General features: G+C 70.7%; 17 protein-coding genes. 14 read left to right on the plus strand and 3 right to left on the minus strand.

Annotated features, from left to right (window positions below; genetic code table 11):
* Nucleotides 1-5 precede the first annotated feature (5 nt).
* From ligA to gatB, 6 genes are all read left to right on the plus strand, one after another.
* Nucleotides 6-2,198, plus strand: a complete 2,193-nt coding sequence (gene ligA / locus ACFY10_RS26100; protein ID WP_390667632.1) for an NAD-dependent DNA ligase LigA — start codon at nt 6-8, stop codon at nt 2,196-2,198.
* Between the two features lie 260 nt (nt 2,199-2,458).
* A complete protein-coding gene (locus ACFY10_RS26105) occupies nt 2,459-4,702 on the plus strand; it encodes a putative bifunctional diguanylate cyclase/phosphodiesterase (protein WP_390667633.1) in 2,244 nt (747 codons plus the stop codon).
* Nucleotides 4,703-4,930: 228 nt separating this feature from the next.
* On the plus strand, nt 4,931-5,227 hold the full coding sequence (gatC, locus tag ACFY10_RS26110) for an Asp-tRNA(Asn)/Glu-tRNA(Gln) amidotransferase subunit GatC (RefSeq protein ID WP_007384860.1): 297 nt from the start codon (nt 4,931-4,933) through the stop codon (nt 5,225-5,227).
* A 5-nt stretch (nt 5,228-5,232) separates the two neighbouring features.
* Nucleotides 5,233-6,735, plus strand: a complete 1,503-nt coding sequence (gene gatA / locus ACFY10_RS26115) for an Asp-tRNA(Asn)/Glu-tRNA(Gln) amidotransferase subunit GatA (protein ID WP_390667634.1) — start codon at nt 5,233-5,235, stop codon at nt 6,733-6,735.
* A complete protein-coding gene (locus ACFY10_RS26120) occupies nt 6,732-6,974 on the plus strand; it encodes a hypothetical protein (RefSeq protein WP_030942833.1) in 243 nt (80 codons plus the stop codon). The genes gatA and ACFY10_RS26120 overlap by 4 nt, the downstream gene beginning before the upstream one ends.
* A 15-nt stretch (nt 6,975-6,989) precedes the next feature.
* Nucleotides 6,990-8,504 (plus strand): Asp-tRNA(Asn)/Glu-tRNA(Gln) amidotransferase subunit GatB, encoded by a 1,515-nt coding sequence (gatB, locus tag ACFY10_RS26125; protein ID WP_390667635.1) that lies wholly within the window; start codon nt 6,990-6,992, stop codon nt 8,502-8,504.
* A 50-nt stretch (nt 8,505-8,554) separates the two neighbouring features.
* Here the strand turns inward: gatB and ACFY10_RS26130 are convergent, their stop codons facing one another.
* On the minus strand, nt 8,555-9,352 hold the full coding sequence (locus ACFY10_RS26130) for an SAM-dependent methyltransferase (RefSeq protein WP_390667636.1): 798 nt from the start codon (nt 9,350-9,352) through the stop codon (nt 8,555-8,557).
* Between the two features lie 186 nt (nt 9,353-9,538).
* On the opposite strand from ACFY10_RS26130, the gene ACFY10_RS26135 reads away from it, so the two are divergent.
* From ACFY10_RS26135 to ACFY10_RS26165, 7 genes are all read left to right on the plus strand, one after another.
* The gene (locus tag ACFY10_RS26135; RefSeq protein ID WP_390667637.1) at nt 9,539-9,826 is read left to right on the plus strand and encodes a hypothetical protein; all 288 of its coding nucleotides are present in this window, start codon (nt 9,539-9,541) and stop codon (nt 9,824-9,826) included.
* Between the two features lie 203 nt (nt 9,827-10,029).
* Nucleotides 10,030-12,273, plus strand: coding sequence for an MMPL family transporter (locus ACFY10_RS26140; protein WP_390667638.1), 2,244 nt, complete (start codon nt 10,030-10,032; stop codon nt 12,271-12,273).
* Nucleotides 12,251-12,823, plus strand: a complete 573-nt coding sequence (locus ACFY10_RS26145) for a GNAT family N-acetyltransferase (protein WP_390667640.1) — start codon at nt 12,251-12,253, stop codon at nt 12,821-12,823. The genes ACFY10_RS26140 and ACFY10_RS26145 overlap by 23 nt, the downstream gene beginning before the upstream one ends.
* An 80-nt stretch (nt 12,824-12,903) precedes the next feature.
* Nucleotides 12,904-13,464 carry a hypothetical protein gene (locus ACFY10_RS26150; RefSeq protein WP_390667641.1) on the plus strand — a complete coding sequence of 187 codons (561 nt, stop codon included), beginning with the start codon at nt 12,904-12,906 and terminating at the stop codon, nt 13,462-13,464.
* Nucleotides 13,465-13,659: 195 nt separating this feature from the next.
* A complete protein-coding gene (locus ACFY10_RS26155; protein WP_390667642.1) occupies nt 13,660-13,845 on the plus strand; it encodes a hypothetical protein in 186 nt (61 codons plus the stop codon).
* Between the two features lie 182 nt (nt 13,846-14,027).
* Nucleotides 14,028-17,060 carry an AAA family ATPase gene (locus tag ACFY10_RS26160; RefSeq protein WP_390667643.1) on the plus strand — a complete coding sequence of 1,011 codons (3,033 nt, stop codon included), beginning with the start codon at nt 14,028-14,030 and terminating at the stop codon, nt 17,058-17,060.
* A gap of 21 nt (nt 17,061-17,081) precedes the next feature.
* Nucleotides 17,082-17,282: a DUF6191 domain-containing protein gene (locus tag ACFY10_RS26165; protein ID WP_390667644.1), complete on the plus strand. Its 201-nt coding sequence runs from the start codon at nt 17,082-17,084 to the stop codon at nt 17,280-17,282.
* Between the two features lie 9 nt (nt 17,283-17,291).
* On the opposite strand, the gene ACFY10_RS26170 is transcribed toward ACFY10_RS26165, so the two are convergent.
* Together ACFY10_RS26170 and ACFY10_RS26175 are read right to left on the minus strand one after the other, a co-directional pair.
* Nucleotides 17,292-18,464, minus strand: a complete 1,173-nt coding sequence (locus ACFY10_RS26170; RefSeq protein WP_390667645.1) for a PQQ-dependent sugar dehydrogenase — start codon at nt 18,462-18,464, stop codon at nt 17,292-17,294.
* A gap of 142 nt (nt 18,465-18,606) precedes the next feature.
* Nucleotides 18,607-19,605, minus strand: a complete 999-nt coding sequence (locus ACFY10_RS26175; RefSeq protein WP_390667646.1) for an aldo/keto reductase — start codon at nt 19,603-19,605, stop codon at nt 18,607-18,609.
* A gap of 74 nt (nt 19,606-19,679) precedes the next feature.
* Between ACFY10_RS26175 and ACFY10_RS26180 the strand changes: the two genes are divergently transcribed.
* Entirely contained in the window at nt 19,680-20,630 is a 951-nt protein-coding gene (locus ACFY10_RS26180; RefSeq protein WP_390667647.1) for a 2-hydroxyacid dehydrogenase, read from the plus strand.
* Nucleotides 20,631-20,924 lie beyond the last annotated feature (294 nt).

Genomic DNA, 20,924 nt, shown 5'->3' on the forward strand with positions numbered 1-20,924 from the left:
ACACGGTGGCCGGCGACAAGCAAGCGGAGACGACGGTGCCCGCGGAGGCACGGGAGCAGCACGCGAAGCTCGCTGAGCAGATCGAGGAGCACCGCTTCCGGTACTACGTGAACGACGCTCCGGTCATCAGCGACGCGGAGTTCGACAAGCTCCTGCGCTCCCTGGAGGCCCTGGAGGAGGAACACCCCGAGCTGCGCACGCCCGACTCGCCGACCCAGAAGGTCGCGGGGGCGTACGAGACGGAGTTCACCTCCGTCGAGCACCGCTCACGCATGCTCTCCCTCGACAACGCCTTCAGCGACGAGGAACTGGCCGCCTGGGCGGAGCGCGTCGCCAGGGACGTCGGCGGGCCCGGCTACCACCTCCTGTGCGAGCTCAAGGTCGACGGCCTCGCCGTCAACCTCACCTACGAGCACGGCCGCCTCACCCGCGCGGCGACCCGCGGCGACGGCCGCACGGGCGAGGAGATCACGCCCAATGTCCGTACGATCGCGGAGATTCCGGACCGGCTCGGCGGTGACCGCGTCCCCGACCTCGTGGAGATCCGCGGCGAGGTCTACTTCCCGATGGAGAAGTTCGAGGAGCTCAACGCCCGCCTGGTCGAGGCAGGCGACAAGCCCTTCGCCAACCCGCGCAACGCGGCGGCGGGTTCACTGCGCCAGAAGGACCCCCGCGTCACCGCCACCCGACCGCTCCACATGGTCGTCCACGGCATCGGCGCCCTGGAGGGCTTCGAAGGCCTCACCCGCCTCTCCCAGGCCTACGACCTGCTGAAGACCTGGGGCCTGCCCACCTCCCGGCACAACAAGGTGGTCGACGACCTCGACGGCGTACGGGAGTTCATCGCCTACTACGGCGAGAACCGCCACTCCGTGGAGCACGAGATCGACGGAGTCGTCGTCAAGCTCGACGAAATCCCGCTCCAGGGACGGCTCGGCTCCACCTCCCGCGCCCCGCGCTGGGCGATCGCGTACAAGTACGCGCCCGAAGAGGTCAACACCAAGCTCATCAACATCCGCGTGGGCGTGGGCCGTACCGGCCGGGTCACTCCGTACGCCCAGGTCGAGCCGGTCACGGTGGCCGGCTCCGAGGTCGAGTTCGCGACGCTGCACAACCAGGACGTCGTCAAGGCCAAGGGCGTCCTCATCGGTGACACGGTGGTGCTGCGCAAGGCCGGTGACGTCATCCCGGAGATCCTCGGCCCGGTCGTCGACCTGCGCGACGGCAGCGAGCGCGAGTTCGTGATGCCGGCCGAGTGCCCCGAGTGCGGTACGGCGCTTCGGCCGATGAAGGAGGGCGACGTCGACCTGCGCTGCCCCAACGCCCGCACCTGCCCGGCCCAGTTGCGCGAGCGCCTGTTCTACCTGGCAGGCCGCAAGGCCCTCGACATCGAGCACTTCGGATACGTCGCCGCCGCGGCCCTCACCAAGCCGCTGGAGCCCGCCGACCCGCCGCTGCTGGACGAGGGCGACCTCTTCGACCTCACCGTCGAGCAGCTGCTGCCCATCAAGGCGTACGTCCTCGACCAGGACAGCGGCCTGCCCAAGCGCGACCCGAAGACCGGCGAGGAGAAGGTCGCCACGGTCTTCGCCAACCAGCAGGGCGAGCCGAAGAAGAACGCGGTTGCCATGCTGGAGAACATCGCCGCGGCCAAGGAGCGCCCGCTCGCGCGCATCCTCACCGGCCTGTCGATCCGTCATGTCGGCCCGGTCGCCGCCGAGGCTCTGGCCCGCGAGTTCCGGTCGATCGAGCGCATCGAGCAGGCCACGGAGGAGGAGCTGGCGAACACGGACGGCGTCGGCGGAATCATCGCCGCCTCCCTCAAGGAATGGTTCGCCGAGGAGTGGCACCAGGAGATCCTCCGCAAGTGGCGGGCCGCCGGCGTCCGCATGGAGGAGGAGAGCTCGGGCGAGGACGAGGGCCCGCGCCCGCTCGAAGGCCTGACCGTCGTGGTCACCGGCACGCTGGAGCACTTCACGCGCGACGGGGCCAAGGAGGCGCTGCAGACCCGGGGAGCGAAAGTGACCGGTTCTGTTTCGAAGAAGACGTCTTTCGTTGTCGTAGGTGACAATCCTGGTTCGAAATACGACAAGGCGATGCAGCTCAAGGTGCCTGTTCTGAACGAGGACGGCTTCGGCGTCCTGCTGGAACAGGGACCGGAAGCGGCGGCCGAAGTTGCGCTTCCCACAGAGGAATAGCGATTGAAGGCCACCCGATCGGCGCATACCAGATGCATACGGGTGGCCGGGGTGCATTCGGGCAACCGTCTACGACCGCTGCCCGTGGAAGCCTTCTGCGGCCTACTGTTGAGGTGTGCACCTGCCGTGCCCAGCTGCGGTTGGGGCATCCCCTTGCTCTTGACGAGCAAGGGGAAGGGTTTTCCAAACGCGGCGCCGTTGATGGATGTCGGGCATCGGGCCGCGTGGCGTGGGCACCGCCGGCTGTGAGAGGGACGGGAATGGAACCGACCGAGAGTGCCGCCCCTGACTCACGGCTGCGCCTGCGCCGGGTGACCGGCGCATGGCGGGCGAGCCGGTGGGCCGGGCGGCCTTCGGAGCGTCCGGGTGCGGAGGGGCGCGCCACCGGACAGTACACCGTGACGGACGGGCGCGCCCCGCACCTCACAGCCGACCACCCTCCCGGACTGTCGGATCCCGAACACGAACGGCACCTGTCCTGGCCCGCGCTGCCCGCGGCGGTCGTCGCGGCGGCCGCCTTCGTCCTCGGCGCCGGCTTCTACCGGGGGTTCACCGGCACCCACGCGCTCTTCCCGTCCGGCGCCGTCGGCTGGTCCTTCGCCGTGCTGACCGGCATCATCGTCGGCCACCTGGTCATGCTCGGCCGCTCCCGCTGGTGGGGCGGCACCGGCTCCGGCGCCGCCCTCACCCTCGCCGTTCTGATGCTGTACGGCTGGGTACCCGCCGGAATGGTCAGCCTCACCGTCGTCGTGCTGGTCGGGATAGCCCGGCGCAACCGCTGGCGCCAGGGCGTGCTGCACGGCTCGGTGGACATCCTCGGCATCGGGGCCGGAGCCCTGGTGCTCGGCGCCTTCGGACGCGTGCCGTCCGTGGAGAAGCCCTGGACCCCCGACACCTGGACCCTCTACACCGCCCCCGAGGTGGTGCTGGTCGCCACCGCATACCTCCTGGTGACCCGCACCCTGCTCTGGTATCTGCACGCCCCACGCGGCGGCCTGCCCACCGTCGCCCGGACCGCCCTGGTCAGACAGGGTCTGGTCGCGGTCGCGCTGCTCGGCATCGCACCGCTGGTCTGCGTGGTCGCCGTCGCGCAGCCGGTGCTGCTGCCGCTGTTCGCCATCCCGCTGATCGCCCTCGACTCCACCCTGTGGATAGCCCGCGCCCGGGCCGAGGAGCAGCTGCGCGACCCGCTGACCGGGCTGCCCAACCGGCAGTGGCTGCTGGAGCGCATCTGGACCGCGCTGGACGACGCCGAACGTATCGGCGCCCGCGCCGCCCTGATGCTGATCGACCTGGACCGCTTCCGCTCGGTCAACGACACGCTCGGGCATCTCGCCGGCGACCGGCTGCTCCTGCAGATAGCCGACCGGCTGCGCCTTGCGCTCCCGCGCGGAGCGGAGGCCGCGCGGCTCGGCGGCGACGAGTTCGCCGTTTTACTGCCGGTCGCCGACTCCACGACCTCCGCGACCCGGGTCGCCCGAGGCCTTGTCGCCGCGCTCAGCTCCCCGCTCGACCTCGACGGGCTCACCCTCGTCCTGGAGGCGAGTGCGGGAGTCGCCGTCTTCCCGGACCACGCGCTGGATGCCGAGGGGCTGCTGCGGCGGGCGGACGTGGCGATGTACCAGGCGAAGCGGGACCGTACGGGCGTCGAGGTGTACGAGTCCAAGCGGGACTCGAACACACCGGACCGGCTGGGCCTGCTGGGCGACCTGCGCCGGGCGCTGGACGCGCACGAGGTGCAGCTGCACTACCAGCCCAAGGTCCGCTTCGACGGACAGGTCGCCGGCCTGGAGGCCCTGGTCCGGTGGGTGCATCCCGAGCGCGGGAAGGTGCCGCCGGACGAGTTCATAGCGATCGCCGAGTCGTCGGGGCTGATGCCCCATCTCACGGAGTACGTGCTGGAGACGGCGCTGGGTCAGGTGGCCAGGTGGCGGGCCCAGGGACTGCATGTGCCGGTCGCGGTCAACGTCTCCCCGCGTGATGTCCACACCCCCGGTTTCGCGGGCTCCGTCGCCGCACGGCTGGCCCGGCACGGGGTCCCGGCGGGAGCGCTCCAGCTGGAGATAACGGAACACGTCCTCCTCGAGGACCCGCAGCGTGCCGCCGACACGCTGGCCGGCCTGACCGGGCACGGCGTGAAGATGTCGCTGGACGACTTCGGCACGGGCTATTCGTCCCTCGTGCATCTGAGGCGGCTTCCGGTGAGCGAGCTGAAGATCGACCGCTCCTTCGTGGCCCGCCTTGCCGTCGACGCGGAGGACGCGGAGATCGTCCGCTGCACGGTCGACCTCGCCCATTCCCTCGGTCTGCTGGTCGTCGCGGAGGGCGTCGAGGACGACGAGACCTGGGAGCGGCTGCGGGACCTCGGCTGCGACGCCGTACAGGGCTGGCTGGTCGCAGCCGCGATGCCGCCGGAGGAGACGACGGCGTGGCTACTGGCGCGGGGATCGCGGGGGTGGCAGCGGCCCCGCGCGGCCCTGCCGGCCGCGGCGACCGACGAGTAGTCCGCCCACCGGCCCGCGCGGGCCACACGGCGACGCCGCATGCCTCAGGAGCAAGGGCCTGAGACCCCATGGGCGTAGGGTCCGGGAAACCGTTTCACGGTCACCGGGCCCCGCCCCATAGGATTAGGGCCTGTCGTCACATTCCCGACTGCCCTTCGGGCGGACGACGGGAATGTGACGACAGGCCCTAGGCCCAAACCACACACACTCACCCCAGAGGAACGCTGCATGCCTGGCATCACGCGCGAGGAGGTCGCCCACCTCGCCCGGCTGGCGCGTCTGGAGCTGAAGCCCGAAGAGCTCGAACACTTCGCAGGCCAGCTGGACGACATCATCGGCGCGGTGGCCCGCGTCAGCGAGGTCGCCGACCAAGACGTACCGCCGACCTCGCACCCGCTCCCGCTGACGAACGTCATGCGGGCGGACGAGGTCCGTCCCTCGCTCACCCCCGAGCAGGCGCTCTCCGGCGCCCCGGCCCAGGAGCAGCAGCGTTTCAAGGTGCCGCAGATCCTGGGGGAGGACTAATCGCCATGACGGACCACGTCAACATCATCAAGCTCACCGCCGCCGAGACCGCCGCGAAGATCGCCTCCGGCGAGCTCACGGCCGTCCAGGTCGCCGAGGCCCACCTGGCCCGTATCGAGGCCGTCGACGAGAAGGTTCATGCCTTCCTGCACGTCGACCGCGAGGGTGCCCTGGCCCAGGCCCGCGCCGTCGACGAGAAGCGCGAGCGGGGCGAGAAGCTCGGTCCGCTGGCCGGTGTCCCCCTCGCGCTCAAGGACATCTTCACCACTGAGGGCGTCCCGACGACCGTCGGTTCGAAGATCCTGGAGGGGTGGATTCCGCCGTACGACGCCACCCTCACCAAGAAGCTCAAGGCCGCTGACGTCGTCATCCTCGGCAAGACCAACATGGACGAGTTCGCCATGGGGTCGAGCACCGAGAACAGCGCGTACGGGCCGACCGGCAACCCCTGGGACCTCACCAAGATCCCCGGCGGTTCCGGCGGTGGCTCCTCCGCCGCGCTCGCCTCCTTCCAGGCGCCGCTCGCCATCGGCACCGACACCGGCGGCTCCATCCGCCAGCCTGCCGCCGTCACCGGCACGGTGGGCGTGAAGCCGACCTACGGTGCCGTGTCCCGCTTCGGCATGGTCGCCTTCTCCTCCTCCCTCGACCAGGGCGGGCCCTGCGCCCGTACGGTCCTGGACGCGGCGCTGCTGCACGAGGTCATCGCCGGGCACGACCCGCTGGACTCGACGTCCATCGACGCGCCGGTCCCGCCGGTCGTCGAGGCCGCCCGCAACGGCAGCGTCGAGGGCATGCGCGTCGGCGTCGTCAAGCAGTTCCGCGGCGAGGGCTACCAGGCCGGTGTCATCCAGCGGTTCGACGAGTCCGTCGCGCTGCTGAAGGAGCTGGGCGCCGAGATCGTCGAGCTGGACTGTCCGAGCTTCGACCTCGCGCTGTCGGCGTACTACCTGATCGCGCCCTCCGAGTGCTCCTCCAACCTCGCCCGCTTCGACGGCCTGCGCTACGGCCTGCGTTCCGGCGACGACGGCTCGCACTCCGCCGAGGAGGTCACCTCGATCACCCGCGAGGCCGGCTTCGGCCCCGAGGTCAAGCGCCGCATCATGCTCGGCACTTACGCCCTCTCCAGCGGCTACTACGACGCCTACTACGGCTCCGCCCAGAAGGTCCGCACGCTCATCACGCGCGACTTCGAGAAGGCCTTCGAGCAGGTGGATGTCATCGTTTCGCCGACGACGCCCACCACCGCCTTCCCGATCGGCGAGCGCGCCGACGATCCGATGGCGATGTACCTGGCCGACCTGTGCACCATCCCCACGAACCTCGCGGGCAACGCGGCCATGTCGCTGCCCTGCGGTCTGGCCCCGGAGGACAACCTCCCGGTCGGCCTGCAGATCATCGCCCCGGCGCTGAAGGACGACCGTCTTTACAAGGTCGGCGCAGCCGTCGAAGCCGCCTTCGTGGAAAGGTGGGGGCACCCGCTCCTCGAGGAGGCTCCGTCGCTGTGACCAAGGCACTGACCAAGGCCAAGGACTTCAAGAAGTCCAAGTCCGGTACGTACGTGTCCATCGCCACCACCGCCTTCGGCGCGTTCGGTGTCGCCAAGCGGATCAAGAAGGCCAAGGCCGAACAGGACACGCTGCGGCTGATCGACGCGACGGTGGCCGCCGTCGGCATCGTCACCGGCCTCGCCATCCTGTACCGCGAGCTGAAGCGGCTGGGCGACGACGACGTCCTGCTGGGCTGAGAGGGAAGTTTCACCGTGACCACCACGACCGACCTGGAGTCGTACGAGGACGCGCTGGCGTCGTACGACCCCGTCATGGGCCTCGAGGTCCATGTCGAACTCGGCACCAAGACCAAGATGTTCTGCGGCTGTTCGACCGAGCTCGGTCAGGACGCCAACACGCAGACCTGTCCCACCTGCCTCGGCCTGCCCGGCGCGCTACCGGTCGTCAACGCGATCGGCATCGAGTCGGCGATCAAGATCGGTCTCGCGCTGAACTGCGAGATCGCCGAGTGGTGCCGCTTCGCCCGGAAGAACTACTTCTATCCGGACATGCCGAAGAACTTCCAGACCTCCCAGTACGACGAGCCGATCGCCTTCAACGGCTACCTCGACGTACAGCTGGAGGACGGCGAGACCTTCCGCGTGGAGATCGAGCGCGCGCACATGGAGGAGGACACCGGCAAGTCGACCCACGTGGGCGGCGCGACGGGCCGTATCCACGGCGCCTCGCACTCGCTGCTCGACTACAACCGCGCCGGCATCCCGCTCATCGAGATCGTCACCAAGCCGATCGAGGGCGCGGGCGAGCGTGCTCCCGAGGTCGCGCGGGCGTACGTCCGTGAGCTGCGTGAGGTCATCAGGGCGCTCGGCGTGTCGGAAGCCCGTATGGAGATGGGCCAGATGCGCTGCGACGTGAACCTGTCGCTGCGCCCGATCGGCACCGAGAAGTTCGGTACCCGCTCCGAGACGAAGAACGTCAACTCGCTGCGGTCCGTGGAGCGTGCGGCCCGCTTCGAGATCCAGCGGCACGCGGCCGTGCTGAACAGCGGCGGCACGATCATTCAGGAGACCCGCCACTTCCACGAGGACACCGGGTCGACGACCTCGGGCCGAGTGAAGGAAGAGGCCGAGGACTACCGGTACTTCCCCGAGCCGGACCTGGTGCCGGTGGCCCCCTCGCGCGAGTGGGTCGAGGAGATCCGGGCGGCGCTCCCCGAGATGCCGCTGGCCCGCCGCAACCGGCTGCTGGCCGAGTGGGGCATCTCGGCCACCGACATGCAGGCGATCCTGAACGCCGGTGCGCTGGACCCGATCGTCGCCACGATCGACGCCGGTGCCGACGCGGCCTCCGCCCGCAAGTGGTGGATGGGTGAACTGGCGCGCAGCGCCAACGAGTCGGGCACCTCGCTCGACGAGCTGGCGATCACGCCGGAGCAGGTCGCCCGGGTCACCGCGCTGGTCAACTCCGGTGACCTGAACGACAAGCTGGCCCGCCAGGTCATCGAAGGCGTTCTCGCGGGCGAAGGCACCCCGGACGAGGTCGTCGAGAAGCGCGGTCTGAAGGTCGTCTCCGACGACTCGGCGCTGGGCACGGCGGTCGACGAGGCCATCGCCGGCAACCCGGGCATCGCCGACAAGATCCGCGGCGGCAAGGTGGCCGCGGCCGGCGCCCTGGTCGGCGCGGTCATGAAGGCGACCCGCGGTCAGGCCGACGCGGCCCGCGTCAAGGAACTGATCCTGGAGAAGCTGGGCGTCAGCGAGGGCTGAGCGGCCACTCGCGGTACGGCCCCGGAGGCATGTCCTCCGGGGCCGTACGCCTACTTACGGCGCCCCACGACCCGTACGAATCCCAGCGCGCGGCCCTCGTCCGCCCGCACCATTTCGCCGACCCGGCGGGCCATCGTGCGGTGGAACTCCTCCGGGCTCTCCTCGGCGACCACCTCGCACCACAGCAGCCAGTCCCGCCAGCCGTCCGGCTGCCAGTCGGCCGCCTCGACCTCGACGGCTCCGCCGCGGGTCCAGTGGCGGCGCCACCATTCGGGGGAGTGGAAGCACCAGAAGTCGGGCTCCCACCACGGCTCGAGGTGCTCCGGCGGCTCGTCGCCCTGCGGTTCTTCCCGGAGTGCCGGTACGACGATCCCGATCCGCCCGCCGGGCTTCAACAGCCGGGTCAGTGTGGGCAGATACAGGTCGTTGGTGCCGAAGTACTGATATGCGTCGATGGACACGATCGCGTCGAACGTGCCCTGGCCGAACGGCAGGTCGTGCGCCTCGGCGTGCACGGGCAGGACGCGGTCGGCGACGCCCGCCTCCGCGATGCGTACGGCGTTCTCGTCGGGCTTCACCCACAGGTCGGCCGCGGTGACCTGGACGTCGTACTCCTTGGCGAGGAAGACGGACGTCATCGCGCGGCCGCAGCCCAGGTCGAGGACGCGGGCGCCGGGGCGCAGGTCCTCCAGGCCGAGCGCGGGGGCCAGCCACTCCAGCAGCCACAGGGCGTACGGGCCCATCTGGTTCTCGACGGCCCAGCGGGCGTCGTAGCGGCTGCTGCGGGGGTGGCGCGGGTGGGTCAGGCGGTCAGTCAGGTCGTCGTTCGTGGTCCTGGTGTCGGACATCGGTGAACGGGCTCCTCAAGATCTTCGTAGTGGAAGGAGATGCGTAGGAGCTCGGTCGGACCTTCAAACAATGCACCCGCTTCGGTCGTCGGCGAGGAGCCGGGGACGGTCGACGGGCGGAGGCTAGCAACTGCCCCGGATGCCCCGCACCCGGTTTCTCAGCGGGACGCGCTACGCTCGCCCGCCATGAACGGACGCGTTGATTCCGAGATACCGGACACGGATGTCGTGGACGCGCGCCGGGCCCGCTGGACGGCGGCCGGGACCGGAGCGCTGCTGGCCCTCGCGGGACTGGCCGCCTCCGTGCTGCGAGCCTCCGGTTCCGCCCCGGCGGTGGTGCCCGCCGCCTACGCCTTCGGGGCCGCCGTCTGTGCACTGGCCTCGGTGCTCGGCTCCCGGGGGCGCACCCGCCGGGCGCTGTGGCTGCTGATCATCGGGGCGATGGTGATGGCGCTGGGGGACCAGTTCGACTGAGGTGACAGAGTTATCGTTACTGTCCTGTGATGTGCCTCCCATTCCTGTGAAGAAACCCACGAATGGCATAAACGATCACTTCTGCCTGCAAGAGTGGTCTTCGCATTGCTCATGCGTTCTTTGCGGGCTGTTCATGTTGTGAACGACTGTTTCACGAATGTTCCCGGCCAAAGATCCATAAATCGTCCCCTGGGAGCTCGTTCGTGGCAGCCCTTGCACGCTGGTGTGTTCGGCATCGCCTTGTCGCGGTACTGCTGTGGCTCCTCGCCTTCGGCGGGGTGAGCGCGGCCGCCGCCGTCACCGGCTCGGCGTACTCGAACAACTACGAGGCTCCCGGCACCGAGTCCGGCCGGGCCATGCAGCTGCTGCAGGACGGCTTCCCGGGGTTCGGCGGCGACAGCGACACCGTTGTCTGGCACACCACGTCCGGCACCGTCCGCGCCGCCGACGTCGAACAGACGATGACGCAGACCCTGGACAAGATCGCCGACCTGCCCGGAATCGCCTCCGTCGCCGGTCCCTACGACGGCCAGGGCACGGGCCGGATCAGCGCCGACGGGCACACCGCGTACGCCACGGTCACCTTCGACGACCGGGCCGAGGACATCAAGAAGTCCGAGGCCCAGGCCGTCGTCAAGGCGGCCGAGTCGGCCCGGGCCGACGGGCTCCAGGTGGAGCTGGGCGGCAGTGCCATCGGGCTCACCGAGTCCTCGGGCGGGCACCTGGCCGAGGTGGTCGGCGTGGTCGTCGCCGCCGTCGTCCTGCTGCTCGCCTTCGGCTCGCTCGCCGCCTCGATGCTGCCCATCGCGACCGCGCTGGTGAGCGTCGGCACCGCGTACGGCGCGATCGTGCTGCTCGGGCATGCCATGACCGTCGCCGACTTCGCGCCCATGCTCGGGATGCTGATCGGGCTCGGCGTCGGCATCGACTACGCGCTGTTCATCGTGACCAGACACCGGCGCGGACTCAAACGCGGGCTGTCCGTCACCGAGGCGGTCACCAATGCCGTGGCGACGACGGGACGCGCCGTGGTCTTCGCAGGTGCCACGGTTTGCATCGCGCTGCTCGGGATGCTGATCCTCAGGCTGAGCTTCCTCAACGGCGTCGCGATCGCCGCCTCCCTGACCGTCGTCCTGACGGTCGCGGCCGCCGTCACCCTGCTGCCCGCCCTGCTGTCCTTCATCGGCCCGCGCGCCCTGAGCCGGCGCGAGCGGCGCCATCTGGAGGAGCACGGTCCGCAACCGGAGCTGCCGACCGGGTTCGCCCACCGCTGGTCGGCGTTCGTGGAACGCCACCCCAAGGTGCTCGGCATCGTCGCGCTGGTCGTCATGACCGTCCTGGCGCTGCCCACGCTCTCCCTCCACCTGGGCACCTCCGACCAGGGCAACGACCCCAGGTCGTCGACCACGCGGCAGGCGTACGACCGTCTCGCCGACGGCTTCGGGCCCGGCGTCAACGGGCCGCTGACCGTGGTGACGCGCGTCGAGGGGGCCGAGGACAAGCTCGCCCTCGACAACCTCGACGCCACCATCCGCACCACCGAGGGTGTCGCGTCGGTGACCCCGGTGACGTACAACGGCGCCAGTGACACGGCGTACTTCACGGTCGTCCCGGAGTCGGCGCCCCAGTCGCAGAAGACCAGCGACCTGGTCGACCGGCTGCGCACCGAGGTGCTGCCGCGCGCCGAGACCGGCACCACGCTCGACCTGCACGTCGGCGGTGTGACGGCCAGCTACGACGACTTCGCCGGCGTCATCGTCGGCAAGCTGCCCCTGTTCGTGGGCGTCGTCATCGGCCTCGGCTGTCTCCTGCTGCTCCTCGCGTTCCGGTCCATCGGCATCCCGGTGAAGGCCGCCGCGATGAACGTCGCCGCGGTCGCCGCCGCCTTCGGCATCGTCGTCGCGATCTTCCAGTGGGGCTGGGGGAGCGAGCTGCTGGGCCTCGGCCGCGCCGGGCCCATCGAGCCCTTCCTCCCCGTGATCATGGTGTCCGTCCTCTTCGGCCTCTCCATGGACTACCAGGTCTTCCTGGTCAGCCGGATGTACGAGGAGTGGCTGGAGACCGGCGACAACCGGCGCGCCGTCCGCGTCGGCCTCGCCGAGACGAGCCGGGTGATCAACTCCGCCGCGGTCATCATGATCTCGGTCTTCCTCGCCTTCGTGCTCAGCGGCGACCGCGTGATCGCCATGTTCGGCATCGCGCTCGCCTCCGCCGTCGCCCTCGACGCCTTCGTGCTCCGCACCCTGCTCGTACCGGCCCTCATGCACATGCTCGGCGGCGCCAACTGGTGGCTGCCCCGCTGGCTCGACCAGCGCCTGCCCCGCATCAGCATCGAACCCCCCGAGGCCCGCGCCGCCCATGAAAGGCTGGCTGCTGCGACGGACGCCGAGGTGGCGGACGTACTGGCGAAGGGGCGGGAAGAGGATGTACGCGATACCTCTGGGTGACGATGCCGAACTGCGTCCCCTGGAGACCTGGCACGCCGAGGAGTTCCTGGCGCATCTGGAGCGGGGGCGGGAGTTCATCGGGCAGTTCATCGCGTTCGGCTCCAAGGCCGTCGACGTGCCCTCCGCGCGGGAGGCGCTCCAGCGGTACGCCGACATGCGCGCCGCCGACACGGCGTCCGTGCACGGCATCTGGCTGGACGGAAAGCTCGTGGGCGGCGTGCTCACACTCAACTTCGACGCGGAGCAGGGCAACGCCGAGGTCGGCTGCTGGCTGGAGCCCGCCGCCACCGGCCGCGGACTGATCACCCGGGCGATGCGTGTGCTCATCGACTGGGCGGTCGAGGAGCGCGGCATCCACCGCATCGAATGGGTCGCCGCCTCGGGGAACGTCCCCAGTCTGAACGTCGCCCGCCGCCTCGGAATGACCCGCGATGGGGTACGGCGCCAGGCGCACCCCTATGGTGGGGTGCGGCACGATCTCGAGGTGTGGTCGATCCTCGCCCCGGAGTGGCGTGAAACACGCGCGCGTGCCGAACACAGCGATCAGTAACGATCAGTAAGAAGAGGCCTCCGCGATCGCCTCGGCGATCTTTTAGAGACTTCTCAGACAGTGTCCGTACGGTGCGAGGTATGGGAACCACCAAGACTGATGACGAGGCCGGCACGACCGAGGCCACCGAAGTGAAGCCCGACGAGGAGACGGTGGACGCCACCGGAACCGAGGCGACCGACGACACCCCCGAGGAGGCGACCGCCGAGGCCGACCTTGTCGAGAGCGACGGCGAGGACAAGGAGCCCTCCGGTGTCGGCCAGGGCGCGGGCGCCGTGGTCTCCGCCGCGCTCGGCATCGTCTCGCTGACCGGCAGCTGGATCGGCACGGTCGCGGCCGCGCGCGAGACGCTCATCGGCCAGCTGCAGACCTCGCAGACCGCGACCGTCGCCAAGCAGGTCAAGGAGGTCTACGGCGACGCCTGGCAGACCAGTGCCCTGTGGGGCGGCCTGTTCGCGCTGCTGGCGCTGGTCGTCGGCGTCGTGGTGCTTGCCCGGCCCGCCTTCGGCGCCCCCGGCAAGCCGCAGCCGGTCTGGATCAAGTCGGTCGCCTGGGGCGGCGTGGCGCTCGGCGTCATCGGCCTGCTCCTGGCCGTCCTCAAGTACACCGACATCCTGCTCGGGCTGCCCTCCACCAGCTGAATCACCGCAGGTCCTGAGGGGTCTTAGGGCATCCGTAAGCACCTTACGGAGCTCCTGAGGCCCCTCACGCACATCTAAGGCCCCGGGCGGTGCCGAAGATGCGGAACTCTCCCGATGTGGCGCACCCCCCTTGGAGACGAAGGTTGAGGCATCGCAGCAAGCGAAGCCGAAACCGACTCTCACAAGGGACACACCATGTATGAATACGAGCTCTCCCAGTTCCGCTCCGCCGAACTGATCCGCCGGGCCGACAACGAGCGGCTGGCCCGCGAGGCCGTCCGCGGCCGCCGCGCCGCCCGCCGCGAGGCCGCCCACCACGCCGCCGAGGACGAAAGCCATAGCCCACGTCTCCGCCGGCTTCGGTCCGCCCGCGCGGCGTGAGCGCGGCAAACGCCGGTCGGCTGCAACCAGCAGCCCGTCCGGCGTTTGAGGACGAGTCCCGTCCAGTGCCGAAGCCGGGGTCTGGGGGCGGCAGCCCCCAGCAGACGGCAACACCGGCGCCGGGCAACGAGCACCACACCGGCCCACTGAAAACCGGTGCCGCGTCGCCGGACACCCGTGCGATGCTCGGGTTCGTGGAGACCAGGTCCGTCAGTCCGGTGTTCGTCGGTCGTGCCGAAGAACTGGAGATATTGAACGATGCGCTCGCCCGTGCTGCCGCGGGCGAGCCGCAGGCCTTGCTGATCGGCGGAGAGGCCGGGGTCGGCAAGACCCGGCTGGTCGAAGAGTTCGCCACCGCGGCCTGCCGCGCGGGCGCCGTCGTCGCGCTCGGCGGCTGCGTCGAGATAGGCGCCGACGGCCTGCCCTTCGCCCCCTTCTCCACCGCCCTGCGTGCCCTGCGCCGGGAACTGCCCGAGGAACTCGCCGCCGCGGCCGCCGGCCAGGAGGAGGAACTCACCCGGCTGCTGCCCGAGTTGGGCGAGTCCACCGGCGGACGGCACGACGAGGAGGGCATGGCCCGCCTCTTCGAACTCACCGCCCGCGTCCTGGAGCGGGTCGCCGCCGACCGGACCGTCGTCGTCGCCCTGGAGGACCTCCACTGGGCCGACGCCTCCACCCGCCACCTCCTCGCCTACCTCTTCCGCACCCTGCGCACCGGCCGCCTCGTCGTCCTCGCCACCTACCGCGCCGATGACATCCACCGCCGCCACCCGCTGCGCCCCCTGCTCGCCGAACTCGACCGGCTGCGCACCGTCCGCCGCGTCGAACTCGGCCGCTTCAACCGGGAGGAAGTGGGCCGCCAGATCGCCGGCATCCTCGCCGCCGAACCGGACCCCACCCAGGTCGACGACATCTTCGAACGCTCCGACGGCAACGCCTTCTTCGTCGAGGAACTCGCCGTCTGCGCCCACGAGGGCTGCGGCACCGGCCTCACCGACTCTCTGCGCGACCTGCTCCTGGTCCGCGTCGAAGGCCTGTCCGAGATCGCCCAGCGGGTCGCCCGGATCGTCGCCGAGGGCGGCTCCACCGTCGAATACCGGCTGCTCGCCGCCGTCGCCCGGCTCGCCGAGGACGACCTCATCGAGGCACTGCGGGCCGCCGTGAACGCCAACATCCTGCTGGCCACGCCCACCGGTGACGGCTACCGCTTCCGCCACTCGCTGGTCCGAGAGGCCGTCAGCGACGACCTGCTGCCCGGCGAGCGCTCCCGCCTCAACCGCCGCTACGCCGAGGCTCTGGAGGCCGACCCGGCGCTCGTCCCCGCCGACGAACGTGTCATGCGCCTGGCCAGCTACTGGTACCACGCCCACAACGCCGCCAAGGCCCTCCCCGCCGTCCTGGACGCCTCCGTCGAAGCTCGCTGCCGCCACGCCTACAGCGAGCAACTGCGGCTCCTGGAACGGGCGATGGAGCTGTGGGACACCGCCCCCGAGGACGTACGGGACCAGCTGCGGCCCATCGACTACACCGAGGTCTATCCGCCCTGCGGCTGCGACCCGGCCACCACACCCCTGCGCTACCTCGACCTCATGGCCGAGGCCGCCGTCGCCGGCCGGCTGTCCGGTGAACGCGAGCGCGCCCTGAAGATCACCAAGCGGGCGCTGCACCTCCTGGAGGACGAGGGCGATCCGCTGCGTGCCGCCTGGTTCTGGGTCCAGCGCTCGCGGCTGGTGCAGGCGCTGGCCCGCGGCGACGGCTGGAAGGAACTGGCCACCGCCCAGGAGCTGGTCCGCGGTCTGCCGCCCTCCGAGGTGCACGCCGAGGTCCTCACCAACGTCGCCGGCTGGTCGATGCTCCACGAGCCGGGTCCCGACGCCCTCTCGGCCGCGGAACGGGCCGTGGAGTACGCGCGCATGGTCGGCGTCCGCGAGATCGAACTCAACGCCCGCCTCACCCTCGGCGGACTCATGGTCGACGCGGGCTCCGTCGAGGCCGGGCTCGCCGAGATGTACGAGGTCAAGGAACGCGCCCTGGCGGAAGGCGTCTCTTTCGTCGCCGGCCGCGCCTATGTCAATCTGCCCTCCGCACTCGACGCGGTCGGCCGCACCCGGGAAGCCGTACCCCTGCTCGAGGAGGGCCTCACCTTCACCAGGAGGTTCGGCCAGCTGGACTCCGAGGCCTGGGTGTGGGCGAATCTCTCCGAGTCGCTGTACTCCCTGGGCCGGTGGGACGAGGCCGCCGACGCCGCGGCGAGTGCCCTGCGCGTCGGGCACAGCGCCAAACCCCAGAGCGGTGGCGCCTTGTGCCTGGCGCACCTCGCCCTCGGCCGGGGCGATCTGGCCGAGGCCGCCCGCCAACTGGCCGCCGCGCGCGGCTACCTGGGCACGCACGACCCCATGCCCCAGTACACGCTGCTGCTCTCCCGCATCGCGATCGGCATGGCCGTCGGCGAGGGCCGACTCCTCGACGCCCGCGCCGAACTCGCCCGCGCCCTCGACGCCGGCTTCCCCACCGGCACCCAGCGCCACGCCTGGCCCCTGCTGCTGGCCGCCACCACCGCCGAGGCCGATGCGAGCGGCCTGCCCGCGGTCGCCCAGGGCCGCACCGACGTCCTCGAACGGCTCCGCGAGGCCGTCAAGAAGACCACCACCGACACCCCCATCTGGCTCGCCCACGAGCAGTGGGTCCGCGCCGAACTCGCCCGCGCCGAAGGCCTCGACACCGCCGACACCTGGTCCGACGTCGTCACCGCCTTCGAATGCCTGGACCGCCCCTACGATCTCGCCCGCGTCCGCCACCGCCTGGCCACCGCTCTGCTCGCAGCCGGCGGCGAGGACGAGCGCGACCGAGCCGCCGAACTGCTCCGGCTGGCCCACGCCGTCGCCGGTCATCTCGGTGCCCGCCCCCTCTCCGACTCCGTCGCGCTGCTCGCCCAGCGCGCCCGCCTCACCCTGAGCCGCGTCCCGGAACCGCGGGCCGCCGACCCGGCCGAGGCCCTCGGCCTCACCGGCCGGGAACGCGATGTCCTGCGTCTGGTGGCCGCCGGCCGCACCAACCGCCAGATAGCCGAGGAACTCTTCATCTCCCCGAAGACGGCCAGCGTCCACGTCTCGAACATCCTGGCCAAGCTGGGCGTCTCAGGAAGGGGAGAGGCGGCGGCGGTCGCGCACAGGCTCAGGTTGTTCCCCGCCGACGTCCTCCGCTCGACTCGGTAGGAGACCGACAGGGGAGGCAACGTGTTCAACATCTTTGAGGAGCTATTCGCACCAGGCCGCAAGCACACGCGCGACGAACAGAACCGGCTGGAGCTGACCCGGGAGGACGTGGGGGACGGGGATCCTGGGCGCGGACCGATAGATCTGGCGTCCGGGAAAGTCGTCGTACGCCCGGCGAAGCCGACGGAGACGGATGACGACACGGACGCCGCCGAAGAGTGAGGGACGGCTCTACTTCACCTCCAGCTCCAGGATCCGGTCGTCCCCGCTCTTGGGGTTTCCCCGTCCGTCCGTGTTGCTGGTCGTCAGCCACAGCTTGTCGCCGCCCGCCGAGACCACCGTACGAAGACGGCCGTACTTGCCGGTGAGGAACGCCTGCGGGGCGGCCGAGGCCTCCGTGCCCTTCAGGGGTATGCGCCACAGGCGTTGGCCCTTCAGAGCCGCCATCCAGATCGAGCCCTCGGCGTAGGCGATGCCGCTGGGGGAGGCGTCGTCCGTGTGCCACTGGGCTATCGGGTTGTGGTACTTGGGGTCGGACGACCTGCCCTCGGCCTCCGGCCAGCCGTAGTTGTCGCCCGGCTTGATCGCGTTCAGCTCGTCCCAGGTGTCCTGGCCGAACTCCGAGGCGAACAGGCGCTGTTCGGAGTCCCAGGCCAGGCCCTGCACATTGCGGTGGCCGTAGGTGTAGACGGCGGAGTCCGGGAACGGGTTGCCGGGAGCCGGGTCGCCCTCCGGGGTAAGGCGGAGGATCTTGCCGCCCAGGGACTTCTTGTCCTGGGCCAGGCCCCGGTCACCGCTCTCGCCCGTGCCCGCGTACAGCATCTTGTCCGGGCCGAAGGCGATGCGGCCGCCGTTGTGGATATAGCCCTTGGGGATGCCCTTGAAGATCGTGTCCGGCGCGCCCAGCTGTTCGCCGGACGGCTTCTTCGCGTCGTACAGCATGCGGACGATGCGGTTGTCCGAGGCGGAGGTGAAGTACGCGTAGATCATGTGGTCCGAGGCGTAGTCCGGGGAGAGCGCGATGCCGAGGAGACCGCCCTCTCCGGCGGGGGAGACCCCGGACACCTTGCCCAGCTCGGTCTTCCTGCCGGTCTTCGCGTCGACCTTGGTGATCGTCCCCTGGTCCCGGGAGGCGACGAGCAGGGCGCTGCCGTCGGGCAGCGGGGCGAGGCCCCAGGGGGTGTTCAGGCCCGTGCTCACCGTGCGCAGCACCTTGACGGACCCCTTGGCGGGCGGGGCCTGTTCGGCGGCCCGTTCCGACGGGGACGAGTTCGCGCTCGTGCTCCCCGGCGCCGTACTGTCACCGCCGCCCCCGGACCCTCCGCCTCCTCCGCTGGATGAACAGCCGGCCGTCAGCAGGAGCGCGGTCGTGGCCAGCACGGCCGGTAGTGCTCGTCGTAGCACGATCTTGGTCCCTTCGGGCGGCGGTCCAGCGGCAGGTTCTACTTGTCTTACACCGCTCGCGCCTCGCAGGTTCCCGGTCGACGGATCCCGAATCCCGGGCGCCGCGGCCACCCGTCCGCTTTCGGTCCCGCGTCCGCGATCCTCAGTCCCAGGATCCCCGCGCGCCCGGCAGCTCCGCCACCTCGGCGAGGTCCTCCGGCGTCAGCCGCAGAGCCGCGGACGCCGCGTTCTCCGTCGCCCAGCGCTCCTGTTTGGTGCCCGGGACCGGGACCACGTGCCGCCCCTGCGCCAGCACCCAGGCCAGGGCCACCTGGGCGGGCGTGACCTCGGCGCCGTGCCGGGCCGCGACCCGGCGCAGGCCGGCCACGATCGGCTGGTTGGCGGCCATCATCTCCGCGGTGAAACGGGGGTGGCGGGCGCGCACGTCGTCCGGTTCGAAGCCCTGGCCGGGGGTGAGCGTGCCGGTCAGGAAGCCGTTGCCGAGCGGCATCGCGGCCAGGAAGCCGACGTCACGCGCCTCGCACCACGGCAGCAGCGACTCCAGCGCCTCCGGCGACCACACCGACAGCTCGGCCTCCACCGCGCTCACCGGGAACACCTGCTGCACCCGCTGCAACTGCCTGATCGTCGCGTCGTGCAGCCGCCCGCCGGACCGGCGCCCGCCCCGCGCCCCGACCGCGCACAGCCCCAACGCCCGTACCTTTCCCGCCTGGACGAGCTCCGCCATCGCGCCCCACGTCTCCTCGACCGGAACCTCGGGGTCGGCGCGGTGCAGCTGGTACAGGTCGATCACGTCCGTCTGCAGGCGCCGCAGCGACGCGTCGCAGGCGCGCTTCACATAGCCGGGGCGGCCGTTGGCCACGATGTGCTGCTCGCCCACCAGCAGGCCGACCTTCGTCGACACGAACGCGTCCTGGCGGCGCTCCTTCAACGCCCGCCCCACCAGCAGCTCGTTGGTGAACGGGCCGTACATGTCGGCCGTGTCGAGGAGCGTCGAGCCCGCGTCCAGCGCCCGGTGCACCGCCCTGAGCGATGCGTCGCCCCGCTGCCGCGACCCGCTGTACGCCCAGCTCATCGGCATGCACCCGAGTCCGACGGCCCCCACCGCGAGTGCCCCCGCGCCGATCGTCCTGCGCTCCACCTGCTCGTGACCCTCCCTCTTCGGCCCCCCAACCTAACCTCTGCACTCCCATGGGCCTGACATAGCCTCCTGACATGACTGCTGACGTGTGGCTTTCCATCCCGCCCGACACCATCGACGGGCTCCCCGAAGGCCCCAACTACCGTTTCTGGGACGGCGCCGACGAGTTCCCCGCGGACCCGGCCGACTGCGTCTACTACGTCGTTCCCTACATGAAGCCCAGTGAGGTGGGCGTACGTCCCCTGCCCGAGATGAGTGGCCTGCAGGTCGTACAGACCCTGTCGGCCGGCATCGACAGCCTGGAGCCGGGGCTGGGGCATCTGCGTCCAGGCGTGCAGGTGTGCAACGCGCGCGGGGTGCACGAGGCGAGCACCGCCGAGCTCGCGCTCACGCTGATCCTCGCCTCGCTGCGCGGCGTCCCCGACTTCGTGCGCGCCCAGGGCCGCGGGGAGTGGCTCGGCGGGTTCCGGCCCGCGCTGGCCGACAAGAACGTCCTCATCGTCGGGTACGGGTCGATCGGATCCGCCATCGAGGACCGGCTCGTTCCGTTCGAGGTGGCGCGGGTGGCGCGCGTCGCGCGCTCTGAGCGCACCACGGCGCGCGGCCCGGTGCATCCGCTCACCGATCTGCCCGCCCTGCTCCCCGAAGCGGACGTCGTCGTCCTGGTCACGCCCCTCACCGAAGCCACCCGGGGCCTGGCCGGCGCCGAATTCCTCGCGCGGATGAAGGACGGCGCACTCCTCGTGAACGTCTCCCGCGGCCCCGTCGTCGACATCAAGGCCCTGCTCGCCGAGGTGGAGACCGGCCGCATCACCGCCGCCCTCGACGTCACCGACCCGGAGCCGCTGCCCCGCGAACACCCCCTGTGGCGTGCGCCCGGCGTCCTCATCAGCCCTCATGTCGGCGGCCCCACGTCCGCGTTCCTGCCCCGCGCCAAGCGACTGCTGGTGGACCAGTTGACCCGATTCGTGAACCGGGAGCCGTTGCGCAACGTGATCCTTACGACAGGCGCAACCGGCGCGTGACCCCGACGACTTGAGCGGCCCGAGCGCGCCCTGCGCGACGGGCGCAACGGGCGTGTAATCCGTTTCCGGTACCCTCCGCAACCTTGCGGACGCGGTCCGTGCTCACATTCCCGCTGGTCGTCACGGAGCGTAGAGGAACTATGTCCCTGAGTGACGAGACTGGTGTATCGTCCCGAGCAGGGGCTGCGCCGCGCACCAATCGGCGCCGGGGATGAACATTTCAGACTGTGAGGGGGGCGACGGGCGATGCACGGCCTATGGGCGAGCGATCCGACGCGACGGGGCCGCCGGAGG

Origin of the sequence: Streptomyces sp. NPDC001401, assembly GCF_042895385.1 — a bacterium.
In the GTDB taxonomy this organism is placed as follows: Bacteria; Actinomycetota; Actinomycetes; order Streptomycetales; family Streptomycetaceae; genus Streptomyces.